We start from the raw sequence: 24,703 nt of genomic DNA, 5'->3' as shown, positions 1-24,703 counted from the left end.
GGGGCCGGCAGCCGCGACGCAGGCCAGACCCAGCGCGCCCAGCAGGCCGGCAAGGGCCGGCCGCGGCGGTGGCCGGCGCGGGCGGGGCGGGCGGTGGACGGTGCGCATGGCGTGATCCTCCGGAGTGGCGGGGCCGGGGTCCGGACACGGGCTCAAGGGGTGGGCCGGACCCCCAGGGCCATGAACTGCTTGAGGCTGACGTTGTAGTGGTAGCCCCATCGCCGGCCATGGTAGAGCACGGCCACGGCCTGCACGTTGCTGAAGCTGTGGGCGCCAAAGCTGAGGCTGGCGGCGGCCGGGATGGCGAAGTTCAGGGCCGTGGGCGTGATGGGCGCCCAGCGCTTGCCGGCGACGCCGCTGCCGTTGAAGCCGATGAGCTCGAAGTAGCCGTCGCCCACCACCTGGGGGCGGTGCGCGGCCTCGGACAACCACCATTGCCCGCCGTCCAGCACGGCGAAGCGGAACTCGTTGTCCCCGTCGTCGATGACGTTGCTGAAGTCCACGCGCAGCGCGGCCTGGTTGTCGCTGGCGCCAAACCGGAAGGGGCCGCTGGCGCTGGCGCCGTCAAACTGGTCGCGCCGCCAGACCAGGAACAGGTCCAGCGTACTGGGGTAGCCGGTGCCACCGCAGTTGGCGCCGCTCCAGCTGGCAAATTCGCCGCCGCGCAGGCTGGTGTAGCTGCTTTCGCAGGCGCTGCCGTTGTGCTGCTCTTGTGTCACGCACCAGCCGCCGTACAGGTTGAGCGGGCTGGTGCTGGCGATGTGCTGGCCGCCCTGGGTGCTGCCATCGGCGTACTCGGGGCCGAACAGGGCGTCGCCGTCGGCCACCGAGAAGGGCACGCACAGGCGCTCGCCGGCGCTGCCCAGGGTCTGCGCGGCGCGGCGCGGGTCGTAGCGGCCATTGCGCCGGCCGTCGGCTTGCACGGTGGCCGGTATCTGGCTGCCGTCGAAGTTCAGCAGGGCCTGGGTGCTGGCGCCTGCGGGCGCCACCTGCAGGGTCTGGACCAGGTAGGCCGCGTCGCCGTCGGCATCGACCGCGCGCAGCACCAGGCGGGCGGTGGCCGAGCCGGTGGCGGTGCCGCTGAGGGTGGCCTGGCCACCGGTGCCGGCGGCAAAGCGCAGGCCCTCGGGCAGCTCGCCGCCCACCCACTGCAGGCGGGTGGCGCCGTCGCCGCCCTGGGCCTGCAGCGTGACGCTGTAGGGCACGCCGGCCTCGGCGTTCAGGGTCTGGGCGCTGAGGCTGGGGGCCAGGCCCAGGGGGTCGCCGGGGGCGCGCACGCCCGCCATGGTGTCGCCCCAGTCCAGGAAGGCGCCCCATTTGGCCGAGCCGCTGCGGTTGTCCGACAGCCATTCCTTGGCGCCCCAGTAGCCCCAGTAGCTGACCGGGCCCAGGTCGGTGAACAGGCTGGCGGTGCGGCCGCCGGCGGCGTTCCACAGCGCGAAGTGCTCGGTATAGAGCGAGCGCATCACGGGGCTGCGCTGCAGGTCGGTCAGAAAGGCCATGAAGGGTTGGAAGGCGGGGTTGGCGCCGTCGCCCAGGCCCACGGCCAGCAGGTGCTGGCCGCCTTCGTAGGCCACCAGCGGCACGCCGGCGTCGGCCGCCACGCGGGCGCTGGCCTGCCAGGAGGCATAGGTGCTGTGCAGGTTGCGGCGCACCGCGGCCTGGGCCTGGCGCACCAGGGCGGCCGGCCAGGGGGCGGCCTGGCCGGTCCAGTCGGCCTGCAGGCGGAGGATCTCGGCGGAGGCGCCGTAGCCGAAGTAGTTGGAGATGGCCAGCACCTCAGGCAGGTCGGCGCCCACCTCCTTGACGCTGGCCAGCACGGCGGCGTTGTAGGCGGCGCCCTCGGCAAAACCGGCCACCACGTTGACCAGGCGGGCGTCGCTGCCGCCCAGGCGCTTCCATTCGTCCTGGAAGGTGGCCAGGGCCTGGCCCTGCACCCGGCCCGAGCCCCAGCCGAACTGCGCGGTGCTCAGCGCCGAGGCGGCCACCCCGAAGTGTGCGGCGGCGACGGCGGCGGCATGGTCGTGCTGGACCAGGTAGGGACTGATGCCGTTCCAGATCTCGTTGGAGTACTCGAACCACACACGCAGGCCGGCGTTCAGGCCCGGGTGGCCGTTCTGGCCGGCGATGAGCCGGGCCAGGTTGCGGATCAGGTCATCGCTGGCGTTGTGCGGCACCTGTATCCACAGGTCGTTGCCGGTGGCGTTGCACAGCTCGATCAGCCATTCGTAGGGCATGCCCAACTGCTGGCGGTAGGCGGGTACCTCGTGGCGGCCCCAGCTGGCATCGGTGACGGAGAGCGAGCCGAAGGCGTAGGCCGCGTCGCCGCGGTCGGCCCAGGTGAGCGGGCGGCTGCCCCAGGCGCTGGCGTTCTGGTTGATGCGCAGAAAGCTCATCATGCGCAAGGGGATGCCGCTGCCGGCCTCCTTGAGGTGGTTCAGGAAGGCGGGGTGGAACAGGGGTTCGGCCGCACCCGGGGCCGGCTCCAGGCTGCCGACCACCTGGCCGGCGCCCAGGGGCGAGGCGGCGGTGAGCGACAGGCCCGCCCTGTCGGAGGCGGGCGCCCAGAGCTTGACGTTGCGCACCGGGTCGGCCGCGCTGCTGCTGCGCACAAACACCACCGGCCATTTGCGCGGGGTGGTGATGAGCTTGACGATGCGCCGGGCCGCCGGGTCGTTCAGCAACAGGGTCTCGCCCTGGCCGTTGTTCTCGGAGGTCTGCAGCTCCAGGGTGCCGGTGCCTTCCCAGGTGAGCACCCACACGCCATGCAGGTAGGTGGTGCCCTGGGTGTCCTGGCCGGTGGGGTAGCCGGCGGTGCTCAGCCACATCTGCAGGCCGGCAGGCAGGCCGGCGGGCCAACCGTCGGGGCGCAGGGCCAGGGCGGCGGCGGTGGCGTCGGCCTGCGCGGCGTTCAGGGGGACGGCGGAAAGAACCCAGGCCTCGGAGGCCCGCAGCACGTTGGCGAACATCCAGCTGTGCACGCCGCCGGCCAGGTTGATTTGCAGCGGGGGCAGGGCGGAGGCGGTGAGCGGGGCTTCCCGCCAGGTGTCGGTGGCGGGGGGATCGCCGCCGCCGGTGTCGGTGCCGCCACCACCACCACTGCCACCCCCGTCGCCGGTGCCGGGCGTGCTGCCGCCGTCTGGCGGGGTGTCACCGCCACCGCCACCGCCACCGCCACCGCCGCCGCAGGCCGTGGCCATCAGCAGGAGCAGGCAGCCGAGCAGCAGGAGCAGGGGGTGACGACGACGTGGCATGGCCGACCGCCGGCTGGGCCGCGGCGCCCCGACGGAGCGCGCCCACGCGGCATGGGGGCCGGGCGGTGTGGGCGCCCCCATGCCCCCACGTTAACGGGGGGATTGGCCGGGCCACAAGCCCGGCGCCACGGCATCAGGCTGCAAACAGCGCCTTGTGCTGCTCGCGCAACAGGTTCTTCTGCACTTTGCCCATGGTGTTGCGCGGCAGCTCGGTGGCCACGAACACCGCCTTGGGCACCTTGAAGTTGGCGATCTGGCCCTTGAGGGTGGCGCTGATGGCGGAGCCGTCCAGGGGGGCGCCGGGCTTGGCCACGACCACGGCCACCACCGCCTCGCCAAAGTCGGGGTGGGGCACGCCAATGACGGCGCTCTCGGCCACGCCGGGCATGTCGTTGATGAAGCCTTCGACCTCGGCGGGGTAGACGTTGTAGCCGCCGGTGATCACCAGGTCCTTGCTGCGGCCCACGATGGTGACGTAGCCGTCGGCGTCCACGCGGCCCACGTCGCCGGTCTTGAACCAGCCGTCGGCGGTGAACTCCTCCTGGGTCTTCTCGGGCATGCGCCAGTAGCCGGCAAACACGTTGGGGCCGCGCACCTGAATGCCGCCGATCTCACCGGTGGGCAAGGGCTGGCCGGCGTCGTCTTGCACGCGCAGGCCCACACCCGGCAGCGGAAAGCCCACGGTGCCGCCCCGGCGCTGGCCGTCCTCGGCCCGGTAGGGGTTGGAGGTCAGCATGACGGTTTCGCTCATGCCGTAGCGCTCCAGGATGGTGTGGCCGGTGCGGGTCTGCCAGTCTTTGAAGGTCTCCAGCAGCAGCGGGGCGGAGCCGCTGATGAACAGGCGCATGCGGGCGCAGGCCTCGGGCGTCAGGCCCGGCTCGGCCAGCAGGCGCACATACAGCGTGGGCACGCCCATGAAGACGGTGCCCTCGCCAAAGCGGGCCAGCACGGCCTTGGGGTCGTACTTGGCAAACCAGATCATCTTGCTGCCATTGAGCAGCGCGCCGTGGCTGGCCACGAACAGGCCGTGCACATGGAAGATGGGCAGGGCGTGGATGAGCACGTCGCCCTGCTGCCAGCCCCAGTAGCCCTTGAGCACCTGGGCGTTGGACAGCAGGTTGCCGTGGCTGAGCATGGCGCCCTTGCTGCGCCCGGTGGTGCCGCTGGTGTAGAGGATGGCGGCCAGCTCGTCGGCGCCGCGCACGGCCGGGGTCTGGGTGTCACCGTGGAAGGCGGCGCGCTCCAGCAGGGTGCCGGTGCGGTCGTCGTTGAGGGTGAACACATGGGTGACGCCGGCGGTGAAGGCAATGCGGCTGACCCAGGTGAAGTTCTTGGTGGTGGTGACCACCACCGCCGGTTCGGCGTTGCCGATGAAGTACTCGATCTCGCTGGCCTGGTAGGCGGTGTTGAGCGGCAGGAACACATGGCCGGCACGCAGCACGGCCAGGTAGAGCATCAGCGCCTCCACGCTCTTGTCCACCTGCACGGCCACGCGGCTGGACGGGGGCAGCGCCAGGCTGTCCAGCAGGTTGGCGATGCGGGCGGTGGCCGCATCCAGGTCTGCCCAGCTGTAGTGCAGCGGCGCGCCGGGGCCGTCACCGGTCTCGATGGCGGTGGCGGCAAGGTCGGCCGGGAAGGCGGCGCGCAGGGCGCAGAAGAGGTTGGCGTTGGTGGTGCTCATGGTGGGTGGGGCGTGGGACGGCAGGCCGGCGAGGGCCTGGGTCAGTCAAAACGGGCCGGCCGGCGCTCGTTGAAGGCGGCCAGGCCTTCGCGGTGTTCGTCGGACGGGGCGTAGGCGTAGTGCGCCTCGCGCTCGGGGCGGGCGCTGGCGGGCAGGCCCACGGCGGCAAAGCGGCGCAGGGCGCGCTTGTTCAGGCGCATGGCCTGGGGGCTGAGGGCGGCGATGCGCTCGGCGGTGGCCAGGGCCTCGGCGGCCACCTGGGCATCGGGCACGATGCGGGTGACCAGGCCGCGTGCGCGGGCTTCCTGGGCGTCCAGCACGCGGGCTTCCAGCAACAGCTCGCGCAGACAGGTCTCGCCGATGACGCGGGCGACGATCTCCACCTCCAGCGGCGCCATGGGAAAACCCAGCTTGGCGATGGGCACCCCAAAGCGGCTGGAGGCACCGCAGATGCGCAGGTCGCAGCAGGCGGCGATCTCCAGCCCGCCGCCCACGCAGGCGCCGTCGATCTGGGCCACCAGCGGCACGTCACAGTCCAGCAGGGCCTGCAGTGCCGGGGCCACCACCTCCTCATGGAAGGCGGCCAGGGTGTCGGCGTTGAAGCGGAACTGCGGGAACTCCTCGATGTCACCGCCGGCCACGAAGGTGCCGCCCTCACCGCAGACGATGAGCGCGCGCGGCGGCCGGGCGCCCGGGGCGGTGAGCCCGGCCACCAGGGCCTGCAGCTCGCGCCACATGCGCACGTTCAGGGCATTGAGCTTGCCCGGGTGCGACAGGGTCAGGCGGGCAATGCCCTGGTGATCGGCAGGGTCCAGGCGGACGTGGCCGGTGGAGCGCGTGGTCGTCGTCATACGGGGTGGGGTGTCAGTCGAGTTTCGCTCCGGAAGATTTGACCACCTCGGCCCAGCGCCGGATCTCGCTGCTGACGAAGGCGCCAAAGTCCGTGCCGTACAGGTCCGGCGTGTTGGTGCCCAGGTTGTGCCACTGGGTGCGCAGCTCCTCCGAGTTGAGCGCCTTTTTCAGCTCGGCCTGCATGGCGGCCACCACGTCTTTGGGTGTGCCCTTGACGGCCCACAGCGCGTACCAGGTGCTCATCTGGTAGCTGGCCAAGCCGCCCTCGGCCGTGGTGGGCACGGTCTCAAAGCCGGGCGCGCGCTGGGCGCTGGCCACGGCCAGGGCCTTGATGCGCCCACCCTTGATGTGGCTGGCCGAGGAGCCCAGGCCGTCGAACATCAGGTCCACCTGGCCGCCCACCAGGTCCTGCAGGGCCGGGCCCGCGCCCTTGTAGGGGATGTGCGAGAGATCGGTGCGGGTCTGCAGCTTGAACAGCTCGCCGGCCAGGTGGTGGGCGCTGCCGTTGCCGGCCGAGGCGTAGTTGAGCTTGCCGGGGTTTTTGCGCAGGTAGTCCAGCAGGCCCTTCAAGTCGTTCACCGGCACGCGCTGCGGATTGACCACGATGACCTGCGGCACGCTGGAGATCAGGCCCACGGGGATGAAGTCGCGCTCCAGGTCGTAGTCCAGCTTGGGGTACATGCTGGGGGCGATGGCGTGGTGCAGGCCGCCCATGAAGAAGGTGTAGCCGTCGCCCGCCGCCTTGGACGCCACGGTGGCGCCCAGCGTGCCGCCGGCACCGCCGCGGTTGTCGATGATCACCTGCTTGCCCATCTGCTTGGTGAGCTGGGCGCTCAATGGCCGGGCGAAGGTGTCGGTGCCGCCGCCGGCCGGGAAGGGCACGATGAGCGTGACCGGCTTGGCCGGCCAGGCCTGGGCCTGCACGGCGGGAACGGCCAGCGCGGCCGCGGCCGCGCCCAGGGTGCCCAGCGCCTGGCGCCGGGAGATCGGGTGCTTCATGGGACGTGTCTCCTGTGTTCTCGGTGGAACTTCTTGTGGAAGGGCCGGCGGCTGCCCGCCGGCCGTTGCGCCTTCAGCGCAGCAGGGCGGTGACGGCGGGTGAGGCCACCACCTGGCCTTGGGTGAAGCGCGCATGGCCGTGGTCGATGCGCGCCAGGTCGTACAGGTAGTTCACCATCAGGCCGGCGCTTTGGCGCAGGCCCTTGGGCGAGAGGTCGGCCGCCACGTTCAGGCGCTCCAGCCGGGCGCCGTTGTCCAGGTGGAAGCGGGCCACCGGGTCGCCCCCGGGGGTGGGCGAGACGGTCTTGAGGTAGTGCGCGGCCAGGCGGCGCAGGCGGGCCTGCACCTCGGTCTGGGCTTCGCAGGCGGCGTCGTCCGCCCCAGGTGGGACCAAGGCGGCGGGCCAGCTGGCGGGCGCGCCCAGCTGGGCCTGCAGCGCGGCCAGGTCGGCCGCGGCGCGGCGGGCGCCGGCGCCCTTGAGTCCCGGCGGCACGCCCTGGGCATCGGCCCGCTGCAGCCAGGCCATGAAGCCGGGAATGGGCGAGAGCGTGCAGAAGCGCCGCAGCTGCGGAAACTCCGCCTGCAGTCGCTCGGCCACGCGCTTGATCAGGAAGTTGCCCAGTGACACGCCGCGCAGGCCCGGCTGGCAGTTGCTGATGCTGTAGAACACCGCCACCTTGAAGGCCTCGGGCGGCAGCGGCGCGCTGCGCTTGTCGATCAGCGGGGCGATGGCGTTGGCCATCTCCGGCACCAGCGCCACCTCCACAAAGATCAGCGGCTCGTCGGGCAGCTGCGGGTGGAAGAAGGCGAAGCAGCGGCGGTCGGGCTGCAGGCGGCGGCGCAGGTCGTCCCAGCCGTCTATGGCGTGCACCGCCTCGTGCCGGATGATCTGCTCCAGCAGCTGCGCGGGGCTGTCCCAGCTCACCTGCCGCATCTCCAGGAAGCCGGGGTTGAACCAGCTGGACAGCAGGTGCAGCAGGTCGGCCTCGACCATGGCCAGGCCGGGCTGGCGCGGCAGGCGCTGCAGCAGGGCGCGGCGCAGCGCGATGAGCGTGGCCGTGCCGCCAGGTGCCCGGTTCAGCCGGCGGAACAGCTCCTGCCGCGGCGGCTCGGCCAGCTGGGTCAGCGGCAGCAGGGTGGCCGCGCCGGGGTCGCGGGCATAGGCCTGTGCGCTGGCCAGCACCGCCCCTGGATCAGGGTTGAAGTCCGCGGCCAGGTGCTCGAACCAGGCCGCCAAGGCCGGGCTGTCGCCCCCGCCCAGCAGCTGGCGCAGGCCTTGGGTCAGGCGCGCCGCGATCAGCGGGCTGCTGGCCTCGCCCTGCAGCGACAGCAGCAGCCGGCTGTCGGCCAGCAGCGTGTCCAGCAGGTCGGGGGCCGGCGCACTGGCGCGCGCCGGGCGTCGCCTGGCGGCGGGGCGGGGCGCCACACCCGCGCGGGGCGGCGCGGCGTGCAGGGAGGTCGTCGCGGTCATCGGGGGGGGCTCCGGGTCGTGGGGGATCGGGGGAGGGGCGCGCGGGCCGGGGGCGTGCGCCTCAGCCGGCGGTGGTGGGGGTGGCCGGGGCGGTGGCCGGCGGCGCGTCGGCGTCGCTTTGGGCGCCGCCTTCGACGGCCTGCAGCCGGCGCAAGGCCTTGAGCGCGGCCAACTGGGCCAGCAGGTGGTCGTGCATGGCCCGTTCGGCCCGGGCGGCGTCGCCTTGCAGCATGGCGTCGATCAGCACCCGATGCTCGTTGAGCTAGGCCTCGATGCGGCCGGGCAGCTGCAGCTGCCGGCCCCGCATGAGCCGCATGAACTTGCGCAGGTCGCCGGTGCAGCGGTCCAGCCAGCGGTTGCCCGCCAGGCGCTGCACCAGGCTGTGGAACTCGTGGTTGGCCTGGTAGTAGCCGTCCAGGTCAAAGGCCGCGGCCTGGCGCTCCAGGGCGTCGTGGCAGCGCTGCAGGGCCAGGCGGCCGGCGTCGTCGGCATTGCGGGTGGCCTCGTGGGCGCAGCGCCCCTCCAGCAGGGCCATCACCGGAAAGAGCTGGTCGGCGTCGTCCTCGGTCAGCTCGATCACCCGGCAGCCGCGCTGGGGCACCAGCTCCACCAGGCCCTCGGCGGCCAGCACCTTGAGGGCCTCGCGCAGCGGGGTGCGGCTGATCTGCCACTGCGCGGCCAGCGCCTTCTCATCGATCCAGACGCCCGGGGCCAGCACCCGGTCAAACACCAGATGGCGCAGCCGGGTGGCCACGTTGTCGTGCAGCGAGGTGCCGCGCAGCGGGGGCAGGTCTTCAGCCATGCTGGGATCGTAATGCCGTAATTACGCAATCACAAGGCCGGTGAAAACCCCTGTCCGGCGCCGCCGTGCCCCCCCCGCGGCGCCCCCGATGCCACCGGGCACGCGGCTGGCTACAGTGGGCCACCCCCGCTCCCACGTCCCGGCCCGCCGGGCCGCGCCGCCGTGCCGCTCCACGCCACGCCTTCCTCGTCGCCCCCCGCCCTGCCGCAGGACGCCGACGCCCTGCTGCGCCTGGCCGCGCACAGCATGTTCGACACCTTTGCCCGCACCACGCAGGGCATGCTGGTGGTGGACCGCAGCCACCGCATCGTCTGGATCAGCGAGGGCTACAAGAAATTCCTGCCCGCCCTGGGCGTGGAGGGCGAGCACGCCTTTCTGGGCCGCAAGGTGGAGGACGTGGTGCCCAACACCCTGATCCCCCAGGTGATCGAGAGCGGCCGGGCCATGATGGTGGACCTGCTCACCAACCGGGCCGGTACCTTCCTGGTCAGCCGCATGCCGCTGCGCAACGAGGCGGGCGAGGTCATCGGCGCCCTGGGCCTGGTGCTCATGGACCACCCCGAGACCACCATGCAGCCGCTGATGCAGAAGTTCAGCCGCCTGCAGCGCGAGCTGGAAGACGCGCAGCGGCAGCTGGCCGCGCAGCGCCGGCCCAAGTACACCCTGGCCAGCATGGTGGGCGCCAGCCCGGCCATGATGGAGGTCAAGCGCCAGGCGCGGCGCGTGGCCGGCACCGACGCCACCGTGCTGCTGCTGGGCGAGACCGGCACCGGCAAGGAACTGCTGGCCCAGGCCATCCATGCCGGCAGCAGCCGGGCGCGTGCGGCTTTTGTGGGCGTCAACATCGCCGCCGTGCCCGACACCCTGCTGGAGGCCGAGTTCTTCGGCGTGGCCGGTGGCGCCTACACCGGCGCCGACCGCAAGGGCCGCGACGGCAAGTTCAAGCTGGCCGACGGCGGCACCCTGTTCTTGGACGAAATCGGCGACATGCCGCTGCCGCTGCAGGCCAAGCTGCTGCGCGTGTTGCAGGAGCAGGAGGTGGAGCCCCTGGGCAGCAACACCGTGCTGCGGGTCAACGTGCGGGTCATCGCTGCCACCAGCCGCGACCTGCCGGCCATGGTGGCCACCGGGCAGTTCCGCGCCGACCTCTACTACCGCCTCAACGTCCTGCCCATCCGCCTGCCGGCCCTGCGCGAGCGCCTGGCCGACCTGGACGCCCTGACCGACAACCTGCTGGACGACATCTGCCGGCGCAATGGGCTGGCGCCCAAGTCCCTCTCGGCCGAGGCCCTGGAGCGCCTGGGCGCCCACCCGTGGCCCGGCAACATCCGCGAGCTGCGCAACACCCTGGAGCAGGCCGCCCTGCTCACCGACGACCTGCTGCTGCGGGCCGAGCACTTTGGGGCCCTGCCCGCCCCCGCCGCCGCGCCGGCCCCCGACCCGGCCGGGGCCGGGCCGACGGCCGCGGGGGCCGGCCTGGCCCGTGGCGGGTTGGGCGAACCCCTGGCCGGCGGCGGCCTCCTCCTGCCCGGGGCGGCCCTGCAGCCGCTGCCCCAGGCCATCGCCGCGCTGGAGACGGCCTCCATCCGTGCCGCCCTGGCCGCCACCCAGGGCAACAAGGTCGCCGCTGCACGGCTCTTGGGCATTGCCCGGGCCACGCTCTACGAGAAGATGCACCAGTTGGGGCTGGATGCCCTGCCGGTGTCTGATATTCAGTCACACGCCGGGCCGGCTGTCTGAAAAACAGTCAATCGGCGTCTGAAAACCGGACGTCGCCCCGCCGCCACGGTGTCGGCCCGGCCCGGCCGGTGCCGCGCCCCAACCCCCATCGGAGGGGACTGACCGCCGCGGGGGCGGATGCAAAATGAGTTCATGCCGTATCCCCACCCCCCCCGCCGCACCGCCCTGTCCGCCCTGTTGCTGGTCCTTGGCGTGCCGCTGGCGCTGGGACTGGGCGGCTGCAAGACCCTGGACCCCGCCTTGCCCCAGGGCTATACCGGGCCGCTGGCCACCTTCACCGACAGCCTGAGCCAGGACAGCGAGAAGCGCGGCCAGGTCTTCTGCCTCACCGCCGTGGACGACCAGGACGTGGACAACGCGCTGGACGCCACCAACCGCGCCACCGTGGCCCAGGGGGGCCGGCTGGTGATGTTCTCCAAGACCCGGCAGCTGCCCGCGGGCAAGCCGGTGCGCCTGCGCCTGCTGGGCAGCCAAGTGTTTGCCACCACCCTGGTGGGCGCCCCGCTGCGCGAATGGGCCATGCGGGTGGAAGGGCGCTTTCTCTCGGTGTCCGGCGAGGTGGAGTTCACCCCCGTGGCCGGCGGGCACTACCTGGTCACCGGAGAACTCAAGCCCGATGGCAAGAGCACCGTCTGGCTGATGGACGCCGAGACGCAGCAGCCGGTCACGCGCATCGTGCAAGAGGAGCCGCCGGTGCTGCCGCGCCTGCTGCCCCAGGGCACCACCCCCTTGCTCGACAGCCTGCCCTCGCTGTTCCCGGTCTCCCCCGCCAGTCCTGCCGGCCGCTGAGCCGGCGCCCGGCCCTGGCCGGGGGCGGCCTGGGACTTTCCCGCAGAGCGTGACTTTTGGCACAGGCGTTGCACTTGAACGCCCGCCCCCCGCAGGTGGCGACGGCCACGCCGGCGCTTCCTGAACCCCCCGGGGGGTCCCCCAAGACCCAGGGCACTGCCCGCGCCCCTGCCAGGAGACCCGCGAATGAAGACCGCCGCCGTCCGCCACGCCCTTGCCCCCGCCTCCGCCCCGCGCCGCCTGCTGCTGGCCGGCCTGGCGCTGGCCGCCCTGGCCGCGGTGTGGCCCACGGCGCGGGCCCAGAGCGGCGAGGTCCGCATCGCCCACATCCACAGCAAGACCGGTCCGCTGGAGGCCTACGGCAAGCAGTCGGCGCTGGGCTTTCGCATGGGGCTGGAATACGCCACCGGCGGCACCATGATGGTGGCCGGCAAGAAGATCACCCTGATCGAGCGTGACGACCAGGGCAAGCCCGACGTGGGCAAGAGCCTGCTGGCCGCCGCCTATGGTGACGACAAGGCCGACATCGCCGTGGGCCCCACCAGCTCCGGCGTGGCCCTGGCCATGCTGCCGGTGGCCGAGGAGTACAAGAAGATCCTGCTGGTGGAGCCCGCCGTGGCCGACTCCATCACCGGCGACAAGTGGAACAAGTACATCTTCCGCACCGGCCGCAACTCCAGCCAGGACGCGATCAGCAACGCCGTGGCGCTGGACAAGCCCGGCACCACCATTGCCACCCTGGCGCAGGATTACGCCTTCGGCCGTGACGGCGTGAAGGCCTTCAAGGACGCGGTCAAGAAGGCCAAGATCGTTCACGAGGAATACCTGCCCACGACCACCACCGACTTCACCGCCGGTGCCCAGCGCCTGATCGACAAGCTCAAGGACCAGCCCGGCCGCAAGGTCATCTTCATCATCTGGGCTGGCGCGGGCAACCCCTTCAAGATCGCCGACCTGGACTTGAAGCGCTACGGCATCGAGATCGCCACCGGCGGCAACATCCTGCCGGCCATGGCCGCCTACAAGGCCTTCCCCGGCATGGAGGGCGCCACCTACTACTACTTTGGCCTGCCCAAGAACCCGGTCAATGAGTGGCTGGTGGCCAACCACTACAAGCGCGAGAAGACCCCGCCGGACTTCTTCACCGCCGGTGGCATGAGCGCGGCCATCGCCGTGGTCGAGGCCCTCAAGAGGACCGGCGGCGACACCACCACCGCCAAGCTCATCAAGACCATGGAAGGCATGAGCTTTGACACCCCCAAGGGCAAGATGACCTTCCGCCCGGAGGACCACCAGGCCATGCAGAGCATGTACCACTTCCGCATCAAGGTGGACCCGGCCTTTGCCTGGGGCGTGCCCGAGTTGATCCGCGAGATCAAGCCCGAAGAGATGGCTGTGCCCATCCGCAACCAGCGCTGAGGCGCCGCCGCCCCCCCGGCGAGGGGGCGGCACCCGGGCGCGCGGCCGCAGCCGGCGCGTGTCCCACCCAACACCACGCATTTCCGATGGGGCCCTGGGCGCACGCTGGCCGGCGCTGACCCCAGGGTTCGTCACGCCCCTGCCCGCATGGCCCGCCGGGCAGCGGGTGTGACTTCGCCAGGCGTCAACGGCCCGCCACCCACGCACCACCGCAGTCCCGGTGGGGCCGCACGCCCTCTTGTGTCCTGAACTCCGTCGTACAAGGAGTGATTGATGACCTCTGGTTTCCCTTCCCTGCGCCGCCTGGCCGCGGCCGCCCTGTCCGCCCTGGCCGGCTTTGGCCTGTTGGCCGCCGGCACCGCCGCCCAGGCCGCCAGCACCCTGCCTGCGCTGTCGCTGGACAAGACGCAGACCAGCGTCTCCGGCCTGTCGTCCGGCGGCTTCATGGCCGTGCAACTGCACGTCGGCTTCTCCGCCACCTTCACCAAGGGCGCCGGTGTCGTGGCCGGCGGGCCGTTCTACTGTGCCCAGGGCAGCATCACCAATGCCACCGGCCGCTGCATGACCCACAGCACCAGCATCCCGGTCAGCACGCTGGTGAGCACCACCAACAGCTGGGCCGGCAGCGGCGCCATTGACCCGGTGGCCAACCTGCAGAACAGCAAGCTCTACCTGTTCTCCGGCAGCGCTGACAGCACTGTGGTGCCGGCCGTGATGAACGACCTGGCCACCTACTACCAAAGCTTCGTGCCGGCGGCCAACATCGTCTACAAAAAGGACATCCCGGCCCAGCACGCGATGATCACCGACGACTACGGCAGCGCCTGCAGCACCAACGGCAGCCCGTACATCAACGACTGCAACTTCGACCTGGCCGGCGCCATCCTGCAGCAGCTCTACGGCCCGCTCAACGCCCGCAACAACGGCACCCTGGGCGGCACCTTCACCGAGTTCAACCAGACCGACTTCGTCACCAACCACGGCATGGCCACCACCGGCTGGGTCTATGTGCCGGCGGCCTGTGCGGGCGGCGCCACCACCTGCCGCCTGCATGTGGTGCTGCACGGCTGCAAGCAGAACACCGCCACCATCGGCGACAAGTACGTGCGCAACACCGGCTACAACCGCTGGGGCGACACCAACAACATCATCATGCTGTACCCGCAAACCAGCACCGCGGCCACCAACAGCTGCTGGGACTGGTGGGGTTATGACAGCGCCAACTACGCCAAGAAGAGCGGGCCGCAGATGGCCGCCATCAAGGCCATGGTGGACCGCCTGGGCAGCGGCACCGCGCCCGCCAACCTGGCCGCGCCCACCGGCGTGGGCACCAGCGGCGCCACCGCCAGCAGCATGACCATCGCCTGGGGCGGGGTCAGCGGCGCGGCCGGCTACCACGTGTACCGCGCGGGCACCCAGGTCAACGCCAGCACCGTCACCGGCACCAGCTTCACCGACACCGGCCTGGCCGCCGGCACCAGCTACAGCTGGACCGTGGCCGCGGTGGACGCCGCCGGCGCGGTGGGCCCGCAATCGGCCGCCGCCACCGGCACCACCACCGGCACGGCGGCCGTTTGCTACACCGCCAGCAACTACGCCCATGTGAGCGCCGGCCGGGCCACGCAGAGCGGCGGTTATGCCTACGCCAAGGGCTCCAACCAGAACATGGGCCTGTGGAACACCTTCACGACCACCACGCTGAAGCAGACCGGCGCCAACTACTACGTCATCGGCAGCTGCTGACCCCCCCCCTGAACGCCATGCTTGAAACGCGCAACCTGACCATCCGCTTTGGCGGGCATGTGGCGGTGGACCATGTGAGCTGTGCCTTTGCCCCGGGCACGCTCACGGCCATCGTCGGGCCCAACGGGGCCGGCAAGACCACCTACTTCAACCTCATCAGCGGGCAGTTGCCGGCCAGCGAGGGTCAGGTGCTGCTGGACGACATGGACATCACCGCGCTGCCCGCGCCGCTGCGCACCCGCCGCGGCCTGGGCCGCGCCTTCCAGCTCACCCAGCTCTTTCCCAACCTGAGCGTGCTGGAGAACGTGCGCCTGGCCGTGCAGGCCCGCCACGGCGGTGGCCTGAACTGGTGGCAGGTGTGGCGCGACCGCAAGGACTGGCTGGAGGAGGCGCGCGAACTGGTGGCCGGGGTGCGCCTGCTGGACAAGCAGGCCGCCACCGCCGCCAGCCTGCCGCACGGCGACCAGCGCAAGCTGGAGGTGGCGGTGCTGATGGCCCTGGACCCGCGCGTCTACATGTTTGACGAGCCCACCGCCGGCATGAGCGTGGACGAGGTGCCCGTGGTGCTCGACCTCATCCGCGCCCTCAAGGCGCGGCGCGACCGCACCATCCTGCTGGTGGAGCACAAGATGGACGTGGTGCGCGAGCTGGCCGACCGCATCATCGTGCTGCACCACGGCGCTCTGGTGGCCGATGGCGAGCCCGCCGCGGTCATTGCCAGTGATGTGGTGCAGCAGGCCTACCTGGGCCAGGCGCCCACGGCTGGCGAGGAGGAGGCGGCATGACCCACGACAAACCTATGCCGCTGCTGGCCCTGCGCGGCGTGCACACCCACATCGGGGCGTACCACATCCTGCACGGCGTGGACCTGACCGTGCCCGAGGGCCAGGTCACCATGCTGCTGGGCCGCAACGGCGCCGGCAAGACCACCACACTGCGCACCATCATGGGCCTGTGGGCCGCCTCGGCCGGTGAGGTCCGCTTCAGGGGCGAAGGCATCGGCGGTGTGGGCCAGCAGGCCAGCACGCCCGACATTGCCCGCCGTGGCCTGGCCTATGTGCCCGAGAACATGGGCATCTTTGCCGACCTGACGGTGCGCGACAACCTGCTGCTGGCCGCCCGCGCCGCGCGCCGCGTGGACCAACTCGACGCCGCCCGGCTGGACTGGATCTTTGGCCTGTTCCCGGCGCTGCACAAGTTCTGGCTGTACCCCGCGGGCAAGCTCAGCGGCGGGCAGAAGCAGATGCTGGCCGTGGCCCGCGCCATCATCGAGCCGCGCGCCCTGCTGCTCATCGACGAGCCCAGCAAGGGCCTGGCGCCGGCCATGATCCAGAGCCTCATCCAGGCGCTGCAAGAACTCAAGCGCCAGCGCACCACCCTGCTGCTGGTGGAGCAGAACTTCGCCATGGCCCGTGCCCTGGGTGACCACGTGGCAGTGATGGACAACGGCCGCGTGGTGCACACCGGCCGCATGGCCGATCTGGCCGCCGACGAAGACCTGCAGCAGCGCCTGCTGGGCCTGTCGCTGGGAGCGCATCAATGAGCACCAAGACCTCCTCCGCCACCGTGGTGCATCCGCCCGCCGCGGCCGGCGCCGCCATTCCCCAGGCCGCCTTTGACGCCAAGCCCCTGTGGCTGCTGCTGGCGCTGATGGCCGTGGCCGCGCCCCTGGTGGGCAGCGGCAGCACCTGGCTCACCCTCACCGTGGCCGGGCTGGCCATGGGGTTGATCGTGTTCATCATCGCCTCGGGCCTGACCTTGGTCTTCGGCCTGATGGACGTGCTGAACTTTGGCCACGGCGTGTTCATCGCCTTTGGCGCCTTTGTGGCCACCAGCGTCATGGGTGGCATGGCCGATTGGGTGGGCAGCGGCTCGCTGTGGGCCAACCTGGGCGCGGTGTTTGCCGCCATGCTGGCGGCCATGGCCGTGGCCGGCGCCCTGGGCCTGGCCTTTGAGCGCGTGGTGGTGCGGCCCGTCTACGGCCAGCACCTCAAGCAGATCCTCATCACCATGGGCGGCATGATCGTGGGGGAAGAGGTCATCAAGGTGATCTGGGGCCCGCAGCAGGTGCCCCTGCCCCTGCCCGAATCGCTGCGCGGCGCCGTGCTGCTGGGCGACGCCGCGGTGGAGAAGTACCGCCTGCTGGCCGTGGTCATCGGCCTGATCGTCTTTGCGGCGCTGCTCTGGACGCTCAACCGCACCAAGGTCGGCCTGCTCATCCGCGCCGGCGTGCAAGACCGCGAGATGGTGGAGAGCCTGGGCTACCGCATCCGCCAGCTCTTTGTGGGCGTGTTCGTGGCCGGCTCGGCCTTGGCCGGGCTGGGCGGCGTGATGTGGGGCCTCTACCAGCAGAACGTCACCCCGCAGATCGGCGCGCAGGTCAACACCCTGATCTTCATCGTCATCATCATCGGCGGCCTGGGCAGCACCCTGGGCTGCTTTGTGGGCGCGCTCATGGTGGGCCTGCTGGCCAACTACGCCGGCTTTCTGGCGCCCAAGGCCGCGCTGTTCAGCAACATCGCCCTGATGGTGGCGGTGCTGCTGTGGCGGCCGCAGGGCCTGTACCCCGTGACCAATCGATGAGCCGCAGGAGCCCTTCATGCTGAACCGACTCCTCTCCCACGACCTGCCGCGCAGCCGGCTGCTGGCCGCGGCCCTGTTGCTGGTGCTGGCCGGCCTGGCGCTGGCGCCCTTCCTGTTTCCCGGTGCCAAGGCCCTGGGCGTGGCCGCCAAGATGCTGGTCTTCATCCTGCTGGTGGCCAGTTATGACCTGCTGCTGGGCTACACCGGCATCGTCAGCTTTGCGCACACCATGTTCTTTGGCATTGGCGCCTACGGGGTGGCCATCGCCTGCACCCGCCTGGCGGGCGAGGGCGGCGTGGGCCTGGCAGCAGTGCTCACCGGCCTGGGCGGCGCGCTGGGGGTCTCGCTGGCGCTGAGCCTGCTGATCGGGCTGTTCAGCCTGCGCGTCAAGGCCATCTTCTTCGCCATGATCACGCTGGCCGTGGCGGCGGCCTTTCAAACCCTGGCCTCGCAGCTCAGTGAGCTGACCGGAGGCGAGGACGGCCTGAGCTTCAAGACCCCGCGCTGGCTCTCGCCCTCCTTCGAGCCCTTTGAAGAGCCCGTGCTCGGCCTGATGGTCGACGGCAAGGTGCTCACCTACTACCTGCTGTTTGTCGTGGTGACGGTGCTGTTCCTGGGCCTGCTGCGGGTGGTCAATTCCCCCTTCGGCCGCGTGCTGCAGGCCATCCGCGAGAACGACTTCCGCGCCGAGGCCATTGGCTACCGCACCGTCGTCTTCCGCACGCTCAGCAACGTCATGTCGGCCGCGCTGGCCACCGTGGCCGGCGCCCTGCTGGCCCTGTGGCTGCGCTACACCGGGCCTGACACCACCCTGAGCTTCGAAATCATGCTCGACATCCTGCTCATCGTCGTCATTGGCGGCATGGGCACCTTGTACGGCGCGGTCATCGGCTCGGTGCTCTTTGTGCTGGCGCAGAACTACCTGCAAGACCTGCTGCGCCTGGCCGGCGGCGAGGGCGGTGCCCTGTCTGAAGTGCCCCTCATCGCCCCCTTCATCAGCCCCGACCGCTGGCTGTTCTGGCTGGGCATCGGCTTTGTGCTGTGCGTCTACCACTTTCCCAACGGCGTGGTGGGCCGCCTGCGGGCCCGTGCCCTGGGTCGCAGCCCGGACGCCGCCGGGCCCGCCACGCCGGCCACCGCCTCCCCACCGCCGGGTTGACGCCCGCCCGCGCCCCCTTCGCCCCCCGCCACCCCCGAGTGAGCCCAGACCAGAGGAGACAACACGCATGTCCTACGTCACCCTTCCCGGCCGTCCCCGCGCCCTGGCCCTGGCCGTCGGCCTGGCCCTGTCCACCGGCGTCCTGGCCGCCGGCGGCCCGCTGCCCGCCGGCCTGCGCGGCCCCGTCAGCATCACCGCCTACGACGGCGTCAGTGACGACCTGCTCACCGCCGGCCTGGGCAAAACCGGCCTGATGGGCCTGGCGCCCACCTACGCCAACCCCGCCGCGCCCACCGCCGCTGAACTGCGCCGCAACGCCATCTACAACAACTACCGCGGCCTGGTGGACTACACCGCCGCCGGTGGCATGGGCGTGCTCTACGGCCCCAACATCGACGTGGACGGCCAGCCCACCCTGGGTGAAGGCAAGGTGGCTGGCACCGAATACCTGGCCTGGTCTGACGACGGCAGCGGCCGCCAGAACGTCACCGTCATGGTCCAGGTGCCCGCCAGCTTCAAGCCTGCCGAGCCCTGCATCGTCACCGCCACCTCCTCAGGCTCGCGCGGCATTTACGGCGCCATTGCCACGGCAGGCGAGTGGGGCCTCAAGCACGGCTGCGCCGTGGCCTACACCGACAAGGGCACTGGCAACGGCTTTCATGACCTGATGACCGGCACCGTGACCGCCCGCGACGGCACCCTGCTGACCGCCGCCAGCGCGGGCACCGCCGCGCTGTTCCGCGCCGACGTGGACGACGCCACCCTGGCCGCGTTCAACGCCGACACGCCCCACCGCGTGGCCTACAAGCACGCCCACTCGCAGCAAAACCCCGAGAAGGACTGGGGCCGCCACACCCTGGACGCGGTGCGCTTTGCCTTCCATGTGCTCAACGCCCACCACCGCCCCACCGGTGGCGCGCGCTACCGGCCGGCCAACACCCTGGTCATCGCCTCCAGCGTGTCCAACGGCGGCGGCGCCGCCATTGCCGCGGCCGAGCAGGACACCGAGGGCCTGATCGACGGCGTGGCCGTGAGCGAGCCCAATGTGCAGGTGCCCGGCCGCCTGGCCCTGTCCATCCGCCAGGGCGACCGCCCCGTGGGCGCCACCGGCAAGGCGCTGGTCGACTACTTCACCCTGGCCAACGTCTACCAGCCCTGCGCCGCCCTGGCCCCGGCCGCCGGCCTGTCGCTGCACAGCCTGTTCTGGCCGGCCGCCTACACCACCGCCGCCGAGAACCGCTGCACCGCCCTGGCCGCCCGCGGCCTGGTCAGCGGCGCCACCACCGCCGAGCGTGCCACCAGCGCCCTGGCCCGCCTGCGTGCCTACGGCTGGCAGGCGGAAAGCGACTCCCTGCAGCAGTCGCACTACCGCTTTGCCACCAACGCCATCGCCGTCACCTACGTCAACGCCCTGGGCCGCTTCAGCGTGACCGACCGGGTCTGCGGCTTCAGCATGGCCAATGTGGACCTGGCCGGCGCCCCCACCGCCCAGGTGGCCAGCACCCAGGCCGGGCTGTTCGCCTCGGGCAACGGCGTGCCCCCCACCTCAGGCGTGAGCCTGGTGTACGACGACTCGGTGGGTGGCGCCCGCCAGGACTTCCTGGGCGTCTCCCCCACCAGCGGCAGCGCCGACTTCTCGCTGGACGGTGCCCTGTGCCTGCGCAGCCTGGTGCTGGGCCGCCAGCCCACCGGACAGGCCTTGCCGCCGGCCCTCAAGGCCGCCTCAGACCGCGTGCGCCAAGGCCTGGAGGAGGTGCGCCTGAAGGCCCGCCTCAATGGCAAGCCCACCCTCATCGTGGCCGGCCGCAACGACGCCCTGCTGCCCGTCAACCACACCGCCCGCGCCTATGTGGCCGCCAACCACCAGTTGGAGCCCCAGCGCAGCAGCACCCGCTACGTGGAAGTGACCCACGCCCAGCACTTTGACGGCTTCATCGCCTTTGGCGGCCTCATGGGCTACGACAACCGTTACGTGCCCCTGCACGTCTACTTCAACCAGGCCATGGACGCCCTGTACGCCCACCTCAAGCACGGCACCCCGCTGCCCCCCAGCCAGGTGGTGCGCACCGTGCCGCGCGGCGGCGCCCCGTTTGCCGCGCCGGCCATCACCGCCGCCCATGTGCCGCCCTTCAGCGCCGCACCGGCCGCCGGTGACGTCATCACCTTCAACGCCGGCACGCTGCACATCCCCGACTGACCGCCCCGCTGCCCGCCCACCCTGGAGCCCGCCCATGTCCCCCGTCTCCCGCTACCTGTCTTGCGCCGGCCGTGAACTGCACGTCATGGACTGGGGCGACCCCTCGGGCCGTCCTGTCATCGCCTGGCATGGGCTGGCCCGCACCGGACGCGACATGGACGACCTGGCCGAAGTGCTGGCCAGCCAGGGCTGGCGCGTGCTCTGCCCCGACACCCTGGGCCGTGGCCTCAGCCAATGGAGCCCCGAGCCCGACCGCGAGTACTGCCTGGACTTCTACGTCCGCCTGGCCGTGGACCTGCTGGCCCACTTCCAGATCGACCGCTGCCAATGGGTGGGCACCTCCATGGGCGGCGCCATTGGCCTGCGCGCCGCCGCCGGCCCGCTGCGCGGCATCATCGAGCGCCTGGTCCTCAATGACATGGGCCCCGAACTGGCCGCCGCCGCCGTGCAGCGCATCCGCACCTATGCCGGCAACCCCGCCAGCTTTGCCACCGTGAGCGAGCTGGAGCAATACCTGCGCACCATCTACGCCCCCTACGGTTGGCTTAGCGACACCCAATGGCGCCGCATGGCCGAAACCTCCGTGCGCCGCCTGCCTGACGGCCGCGTCACCCCGCACTACGACCCCGCCATGGTGCGCCAGTTCATCAACCACCCTGAGGACTACACCCAGTGGGACGCCTGGGACAGCCTCACCCTGCCTGTGCTCTGCCTGCGCGGCGAAAGCTCAGACCTGCTGCTGCCCCACGTGGCCCAGGCCATGCGCGAACGCGGCCCCCGCGCCACCGTGGTGGACATCCCCGGCTGCGGCCACGCCCCCGCCCTGAACGTGCCCGCCCACTGGGCGTTGATTGAGGACTTTCTGCGTCAGGCATAGCGGTGAGACGCGGCCGAAAGGGCCGCGAGGGGCCGTGCGAGGCCGTGACCGGGGTGGTTGACTGTATGGGCATACAGCGCTCTGATTCAGGGGCTGGCCAGCACGGCCAGGCCATCCCCTGGAGCGCTCTCCCATGCAAGACAAGCCCACGGCCCACAGGCCGCCACAAGACGCCAAGGTGCTTAAAAAGCTGCAGCCCACACAGGCCGGCGCCCAACGCTGGCGCGCCCTGTACGGTGACCAACTGCTGTGTGTGCGCTACCGCCACGACCCCACCCGCGACCAGCGCCTGGTGACCGTGGAACTGCTGGTGGAAGCCCGCCCGTCCCGCCGCCGCACCCCCGTCCCCCGCTCAGCGGGCCCGCAAGACCCCGTTCTGGTGCAGATCCGCTACGGTGAGGCGCAACTGGCCGCACAGGCCAAAGCGAACGGCGCCCGCTGGGATGCCCAAGCCCGCCTGTGGCGCATGACCCGCGAACAAGCCGAACGCGCCGGGTTGACAGCCCGCATCCGCACCGCAGAATAGCCACATATGGACATTTACGCGGCACCGCCCCTGCCTACATCTGGCTATCCACCTGTGGCCATTTATGCCTACAGATGGCAATTTATGGCCAGATGTGGGTATTGGGGTTGTCGTGTATAACACGTTAGAACTCACGAAAACCATGAGCGGTGTCCCATATACAGTTGAAGTTCTCGACAAGCTTCGGTGGAACGCCCACCTAGGCAAACACAAGCATTTCCAAGCGGGCAATCGCGGCCGAACGCACCATGTGACCTTCGGCATCCCGGTGGTCCTCATAAATATCGCACTCGGCTCAGTACTGTTTGCTTTTCTGGGTGAAGACGGAGCGTTTCCGCAATGGGCAAAGTGGAGCGGTGCAACCCTAACCTTGGTAGCTGCAGGTTTGGGTGCCATTCAAACGTTCTTCAACTTTGAAAAGCAGTACATGGAGCACAGGGCAGTCGGCAACGAGTACCTTGGCATCGCGCGTGAATGCGAGAGGCTTCTTGCCCTGTACTTTGACGGCCTTCTTCCGCTAGAAGAGCTCTCTCAGAACATTGAGCGCATCAACATCGAGTACGCGAAGGTTAACGCCAGGTCAGAGGGACTTACCGTGTCGCCAAAAGAGTACAGAGCGGCTCTTGCCGTGCAGGAACGGAAGAAGTCCGAAGAAACTTCCCTACTGCAGAGGTATTCACAAAGCGTGAGTTCTAACCCTTCTACAGGGACTCCCCCACAGCACAACCCCCGCAGGCAAGGGTTTCCCCTCCTGGGCTGAATTGGTTTTTCAAATCCATAGGTAAAGCTCCCCCATACCTTTGAACTGCGCGGGTTGCCAAACACCATCGGGGACAGACTGCATATCTACAGACGGGCTTGTGGCGTGGGCGCAAATGGCCAGCCGATGCCCCAGATGGGAACCGCGCAGCAGGGCTCCATTCGTTCAGCGTGGTCCTGGGCTTTTGAAGGCTGTGGCCACAGTCGAGTTATCGAGCTTGCCTGCTGCCGGTCTGACCTGTGGTGATCTTGGCGCGCAGTGTGGGGCGGGAGGAGAACGGGTGTGGGGTTGAGGGCGGCGGGCGGGCAGGGTGGCTTGTTCAGGCCGCCGCGGTGGCGGGCATCGAGGTGGCTTGGAGCGATCCGCTGGTGTGGGGTGGCGTGCTGACATGCTCAGCCCGGTAGAGCTCACCGCTGGTCAGCAGCGCCCACAGGATGCGGGCGTTCTTGTGGGCCAAGGCCACCAGGGCCTTTTGCCAGCCCACCCGCTCGCGCAGGGCATGCACCCAGCGGCTGGTGCGGTCGGTGCGGGCGGCGGCGTGCATCAGCACCGATTTGGCGCCCTGGATCAACAGCATGCGCAGGTACTCGTCACCGGCCTTGGTGATGCGGCCCAGGCGGGCTTTGCCGCCGCTGGAATCCTGCTTGGGCACCAAGCCCAGCCAGGCGCCAAACTGGTGGGCGCTGCGGAACTGATGGAAGTCGACCACGCCCACGGCCATGGCCGAGGCGGTGAGCGCGCCCACACCGGGCACGCTCAAGGCTTGGCGGGCCTGGGCATCTTGGCGGGCGTGCTGGGCAATGCGCTCATCACACCAGGCCAGGTGCACCTCCAATTCCAGCCACTGCAGGTGCAGGCGCTGCAGCACCAGGCGCAGCAGATCGGGCAGGCCCTGGCCGGCCTGGCGCTCGCCGGTGATCTCAGCCAGCGATGGGCGCAGGTGAAGGGGATCCTGGGGGAACACCAGACCAAACTCCGTGAGCAGGCCACGGATGCGGTTGATGCAGGCGGTGCGCTCTTCCACAAGACCCTGGCGCAGGCGGTGCACGGCCAGCACGGCCTGCTGGTCCATGGACTTGACCGGCACAAAGCGCATGTGAGGCCGCCCGGCGGCCTCGCAAATCGCTTTGGCGTCATTCGCATCGTTCTTCGCCCCGCGCCCTTCCAAGCGGTAGGGCGCGACGAAATGGCCGGCCACCAGCCGCGCCTCCAAGCCCAGGCGTTGGAGTTGGCGCGCCACATGGTGGGCGCCGCCGCAGGTCTCCATGGCCACCACGCAGCCAGCAGGCAAGCCAGCGGCCCAGGCAAAAAACTTCTCAGGCGCAAAACTGCGGGCCAGCACCCGCTCACCCCGGGCATCCACGGCATGCACCTGAAACACCCGCTTGGCCAGATCAACCCCCACGCGGGCCATACGCGCCTGCAGCGCATCAGGCGCCACCCGCCCCAACACGGCGCTGCCCAGCGGCAAGGGAATGGCCAGCGGCGCGCCACCGGTCAACTTCGCAGCTCCGCGCTTGGAATTCGAGTCACCCACGGCTTCGGACATGGTCGTATCCTCCGGTCAGTTCAGTGGCTTGCCACACAGCCCCACATGCCGGTCTTCAGACACATGCCCGATGCCCGACACGCTCCACCGCCGATGCTGGCGCGCCGCGCTGCGGCCGGCACTGGGGGAGTCCCTTCCCATTCCTTCAAGCGGACGCCTGACGGCGCCGCTTAAGTCAAACGTGTGTGCCGCGCATGGCACGAATCCAGTCGGGTGAGAGTCCCGATACCAGGTATCAGCAGAGCCGAAGGTTAGCCAAAGGGCAACTGCGTCGCCGCGAGGCGGGGTGGGGAGGAAGCTCA

At 70.5% G+C, this 24,703-nt stretch carries 20 protein-coding genes; 12 read left to right on the top strand and 8 right to left on the bottom strand.

Going from position 1 to position 24,703, the window contains the following annotated elements; translation table 11 throughout:
• Positions 1-152 precede the first annotated feature (152 nt).
• From G3A44_RS22270 to G3A44_RS22245, 7 genes are all read right to left on the bottom strand, one after another.
• Positions 153-3,254 (bottom strand): hypothetical protein, encoded by a 3,102-nt coding sequence (locus tag G3A44_RS22270; RefSeq protein ID WP_163459938.1) that lies wholly within the window; start codon positions 3,252-3,254, stop codon positions 153-155.
• A gap of 133 nt (positions 3,255-3,387) precedes the next feature.
• Positions 3,388-4,935: a malonate--CoA ligase gene (locus G3A44_RS22265; protein WP_163459952.1), complete on the bottom strand. Its 1,548-nt coding sequence runs from the start codon at positions 4,933-4,935 to the stop codon at positions 3,388-3,390.
• A 41-nt stretch (positions 4,936-4,976) separates the two neighbouring features.
• Entirely contained in the window at positions 4,977-5,786 is an 810-nt protein-coding gene (locus G3A44_RS22260) for an enoyl-CoA hydratase/isomerase family protein (protein ID WP_163459951.1), read from the bottom strand.
• A 13-nt stretch (positions 5,787-5,799) separates the two neighbouring features.
• Entirely contained in the window at positions 5,800-6,786 is a 987-nt protein-coding gene (locus G3A44_RS22255; protein ID WP_163459950.1) for a Bug family tripartite tricarboxylate transporter substrate binding protein, read from the bottom strand.
• A 73-nt stretch (positions 6,787-6,859) separates the two neighbouring features.
• A complete protein-coding gene (locus G3A44_RS22250) occupies positions 6,860-8,257 on the bottom strand; it encodes a malonyl-CoA decarboxylase (RefSeq protein WP_163459949.1) in 1,398 nt (465 codons plus the stop codon).
• Positions 8,258-8,318: 61 nt separating this feature from the next.
• Positions 8,319-8,504, bottom strand: a complete 186-nt coding sequence (locus tag G3A44_RS24220; RefSeq protein WP_310734439.1) for a hypothetical protein — start codon at positions 8,502-8,504, stop codon at positions 8,319-8,321.
• Positions 8,505-8,519: 15 nt separating this feature from the next.
• Complete coding sequence (locus G3A44_RS22245) at positions 8,520-9,059, bottom strand: GntR family transcriptional regulator (protein WP_310734438.1); 540 nt, start codon at positions 9,057-9,059, stop codon at positions 8,520-8,522.
• Between the two features lie 162 nt (positions 9,060-9,221).
• Between G3A44_RS22245 and G3A44_RS22240 the strand changes: the two genes are divergently transcribed.
• The 12 genes from G3A44_RS22240 to G3A44_RS22185 all read left to right on the top strand — a co-directional run bounded on the left by G3A44_RS22240 (position 9,222) and on the right by G3A44_RS22185 (position 22,852).
• Positions 9,222-10,799: a sigma-54 interaction domain-containing protein gene (locus G3A44_RS22240; protein ID WP_310734437.1), complete on the top strand. Its 1,578-nt coding sequence runs from the start codon at positions 9,222-9,224 to the stop codon at positions 10,797-10,799.
• A gap of 132 nt (positions 10,800-10,931) precedes the next feature.
• Positions 10,932-11,588 (top strand): hypothetical protein, encoded by a 657-nt coding sequence (locus G3A44_RS22235; RefSeq protein ID WP_163459948.1) that lies wholly within the window; start codon positions 10,932-10,934, stop codon positions 11,586-11,588.
• Positions 11,589-11,774: 186 nt separating this feature from the next.
• The gene (locus G3A44_RS22230) at positions 11,775-13,007 is read left to right on the top strand and encodes a substrate-binding domain-containing protein (protein ID WP_163459947.1); all 1,233 of its coding nucleotides are present in this window, start codon (positions 11,775-11,777) and stop codon (positions 13,005-13,007) included.
• Positions 13,008-13,280: 273 nt separating this feature from the next.
• The gene (locus tag G3A44_RS22225; RefSeq protein ID WP_239062048.1) at positions 13,281-14,750 is read left to right on the top strand and encodes an extracellular catalytic domain type 2 short-chain-length polyhydroxyalkanoate depolymerase; all 1,470 of its coding nucleotides are present in this window, start codon (positions 13,281-13,283) and stop codon (positions 14,748-14,750) included.
• Between the two features lie 17 nt (positions 14,751-14,767).
• Positions 14,768-15,535: an ABC transporter ATP-binding protein gene (locus G3A44_RS22220; RefSeq protein WP_163459946.1), complete on the top strand. Its 768-nt coding sequence runs from the start codon at positions 14,768-14,770 to the stop codon at positions 15,533-15,535.
• Entirely contained in the window at positions 15,532-16,293 is a 762-nt protein-coding gene (locus tag G3A44_RS22215) for an ABC transporter ATP-binding protein (RefSeq protein ID WP_163459945.1), read from the top strand. The genes G3A44_RS22220 and G3A44_RS22215 overlap by 4 nt, the downstream gene beginning before the upstream one ends.
• A 107-nt stretch (positions 16,294-16,400) precedes the next feature.
• Positions 16,401-17,333, top strand: coding sequence for a branched-chain amino acid ABC transporter permease (locus G3A44_RS22210; RefSeq protein ID WP_239062049.1), 933 nt, complete (start codon positions 16,401-16,403; stop codon positions 17,331-17,333).
• A gap of 16 nt (positions 17,334-17,349) precedes the next feature.
• Positions 17,350-18,492, top strand: coding sequence for a branched-chain amino acid ABC transporter permease (locus tag G3A44_RS22205; protein ID WP_163459943.1), 1,143 nt, complete (start codon positions 17,350-17,352; stop codon positions 18,490-18,492).
• 67 nt (positions 18,493-18,559) lie between these two features.
• Positions 18,560-20,689, top strand: a complete 2,130-nt coding sequence (locus G3A44_RS22200) for a D-(-)-3-hydroxybutyrate oligomer hydrolase (RefSeq protein WP_163459942.1) — start codon at positions 18,560-18,562, stop codon at positions 20,687-20,689.
• Positions 20,690-20,723: 34 nt separating this feature from the next.
• Positions 20,724-21,566, top strand: coding sequence for an alpha/beta fold hydrolase (locus tag G3A44_RS22195; RefSeq protein ID WP_163459941.1), 843 nt, complete (start codon positions 20,724-20,726; stop codon positions 21,564-21,566).
• Between the two features lie 133 nt (positions 21,567-21,699).
• Entirely contained in the window at positions 21,700-22,092 is a 393-nt protein-coding gene (locus G3A44_RS22190) for a hypothetical protein (RefSeq protein WP_163459940.1), read from the top strand.
• Between the two features lie 64 nt (positions 22,093-22,156).
• Positions 22,157-22,852 (top strand): SLATT domain-containing protein, encoded by a 696-nt coding sequence (locus tag G3A44_RS22185; protein WP_310734436.1) that lies wholly within the window; start codon positions 22,157-22,159, stop codon positions 22,850-22,852.
• Positions 22,853-23,171: 319 nt separating this feature from the next.
• Here the strand turns inward: G3A44_RS22185 and G3A44_RS22180 are convergent, their stop codons facing one another.
• Positions 23,172-24,266, bottom strand: a complete 1,095-nt coding sequence (locus G3A44_RS22180; protein WP_163459953.1) for an IS110 family RNA-guided transposase — start codon at positions 24,264-24,266, stop codon at positions 23,172-23,174.
• Between the last annotated feature and the right edge of the window lie 437 nt (positions 24,267-24,703).

This window comes from Ideonella livida (assembly GCF_010499455.1).
GTDB classification, from domain to species: Bacteria; Pseudomonadota; Gammaproteobacteria; order Burkholderiales; family Burkholderiaceae_C; genus Ideonella; species Ideonella livida.
The sequence above is the reverse complement of the archived record's forward strand: the minus strand, read 5'-3'. Positions and strand labels throughout refer to the sequence as shown.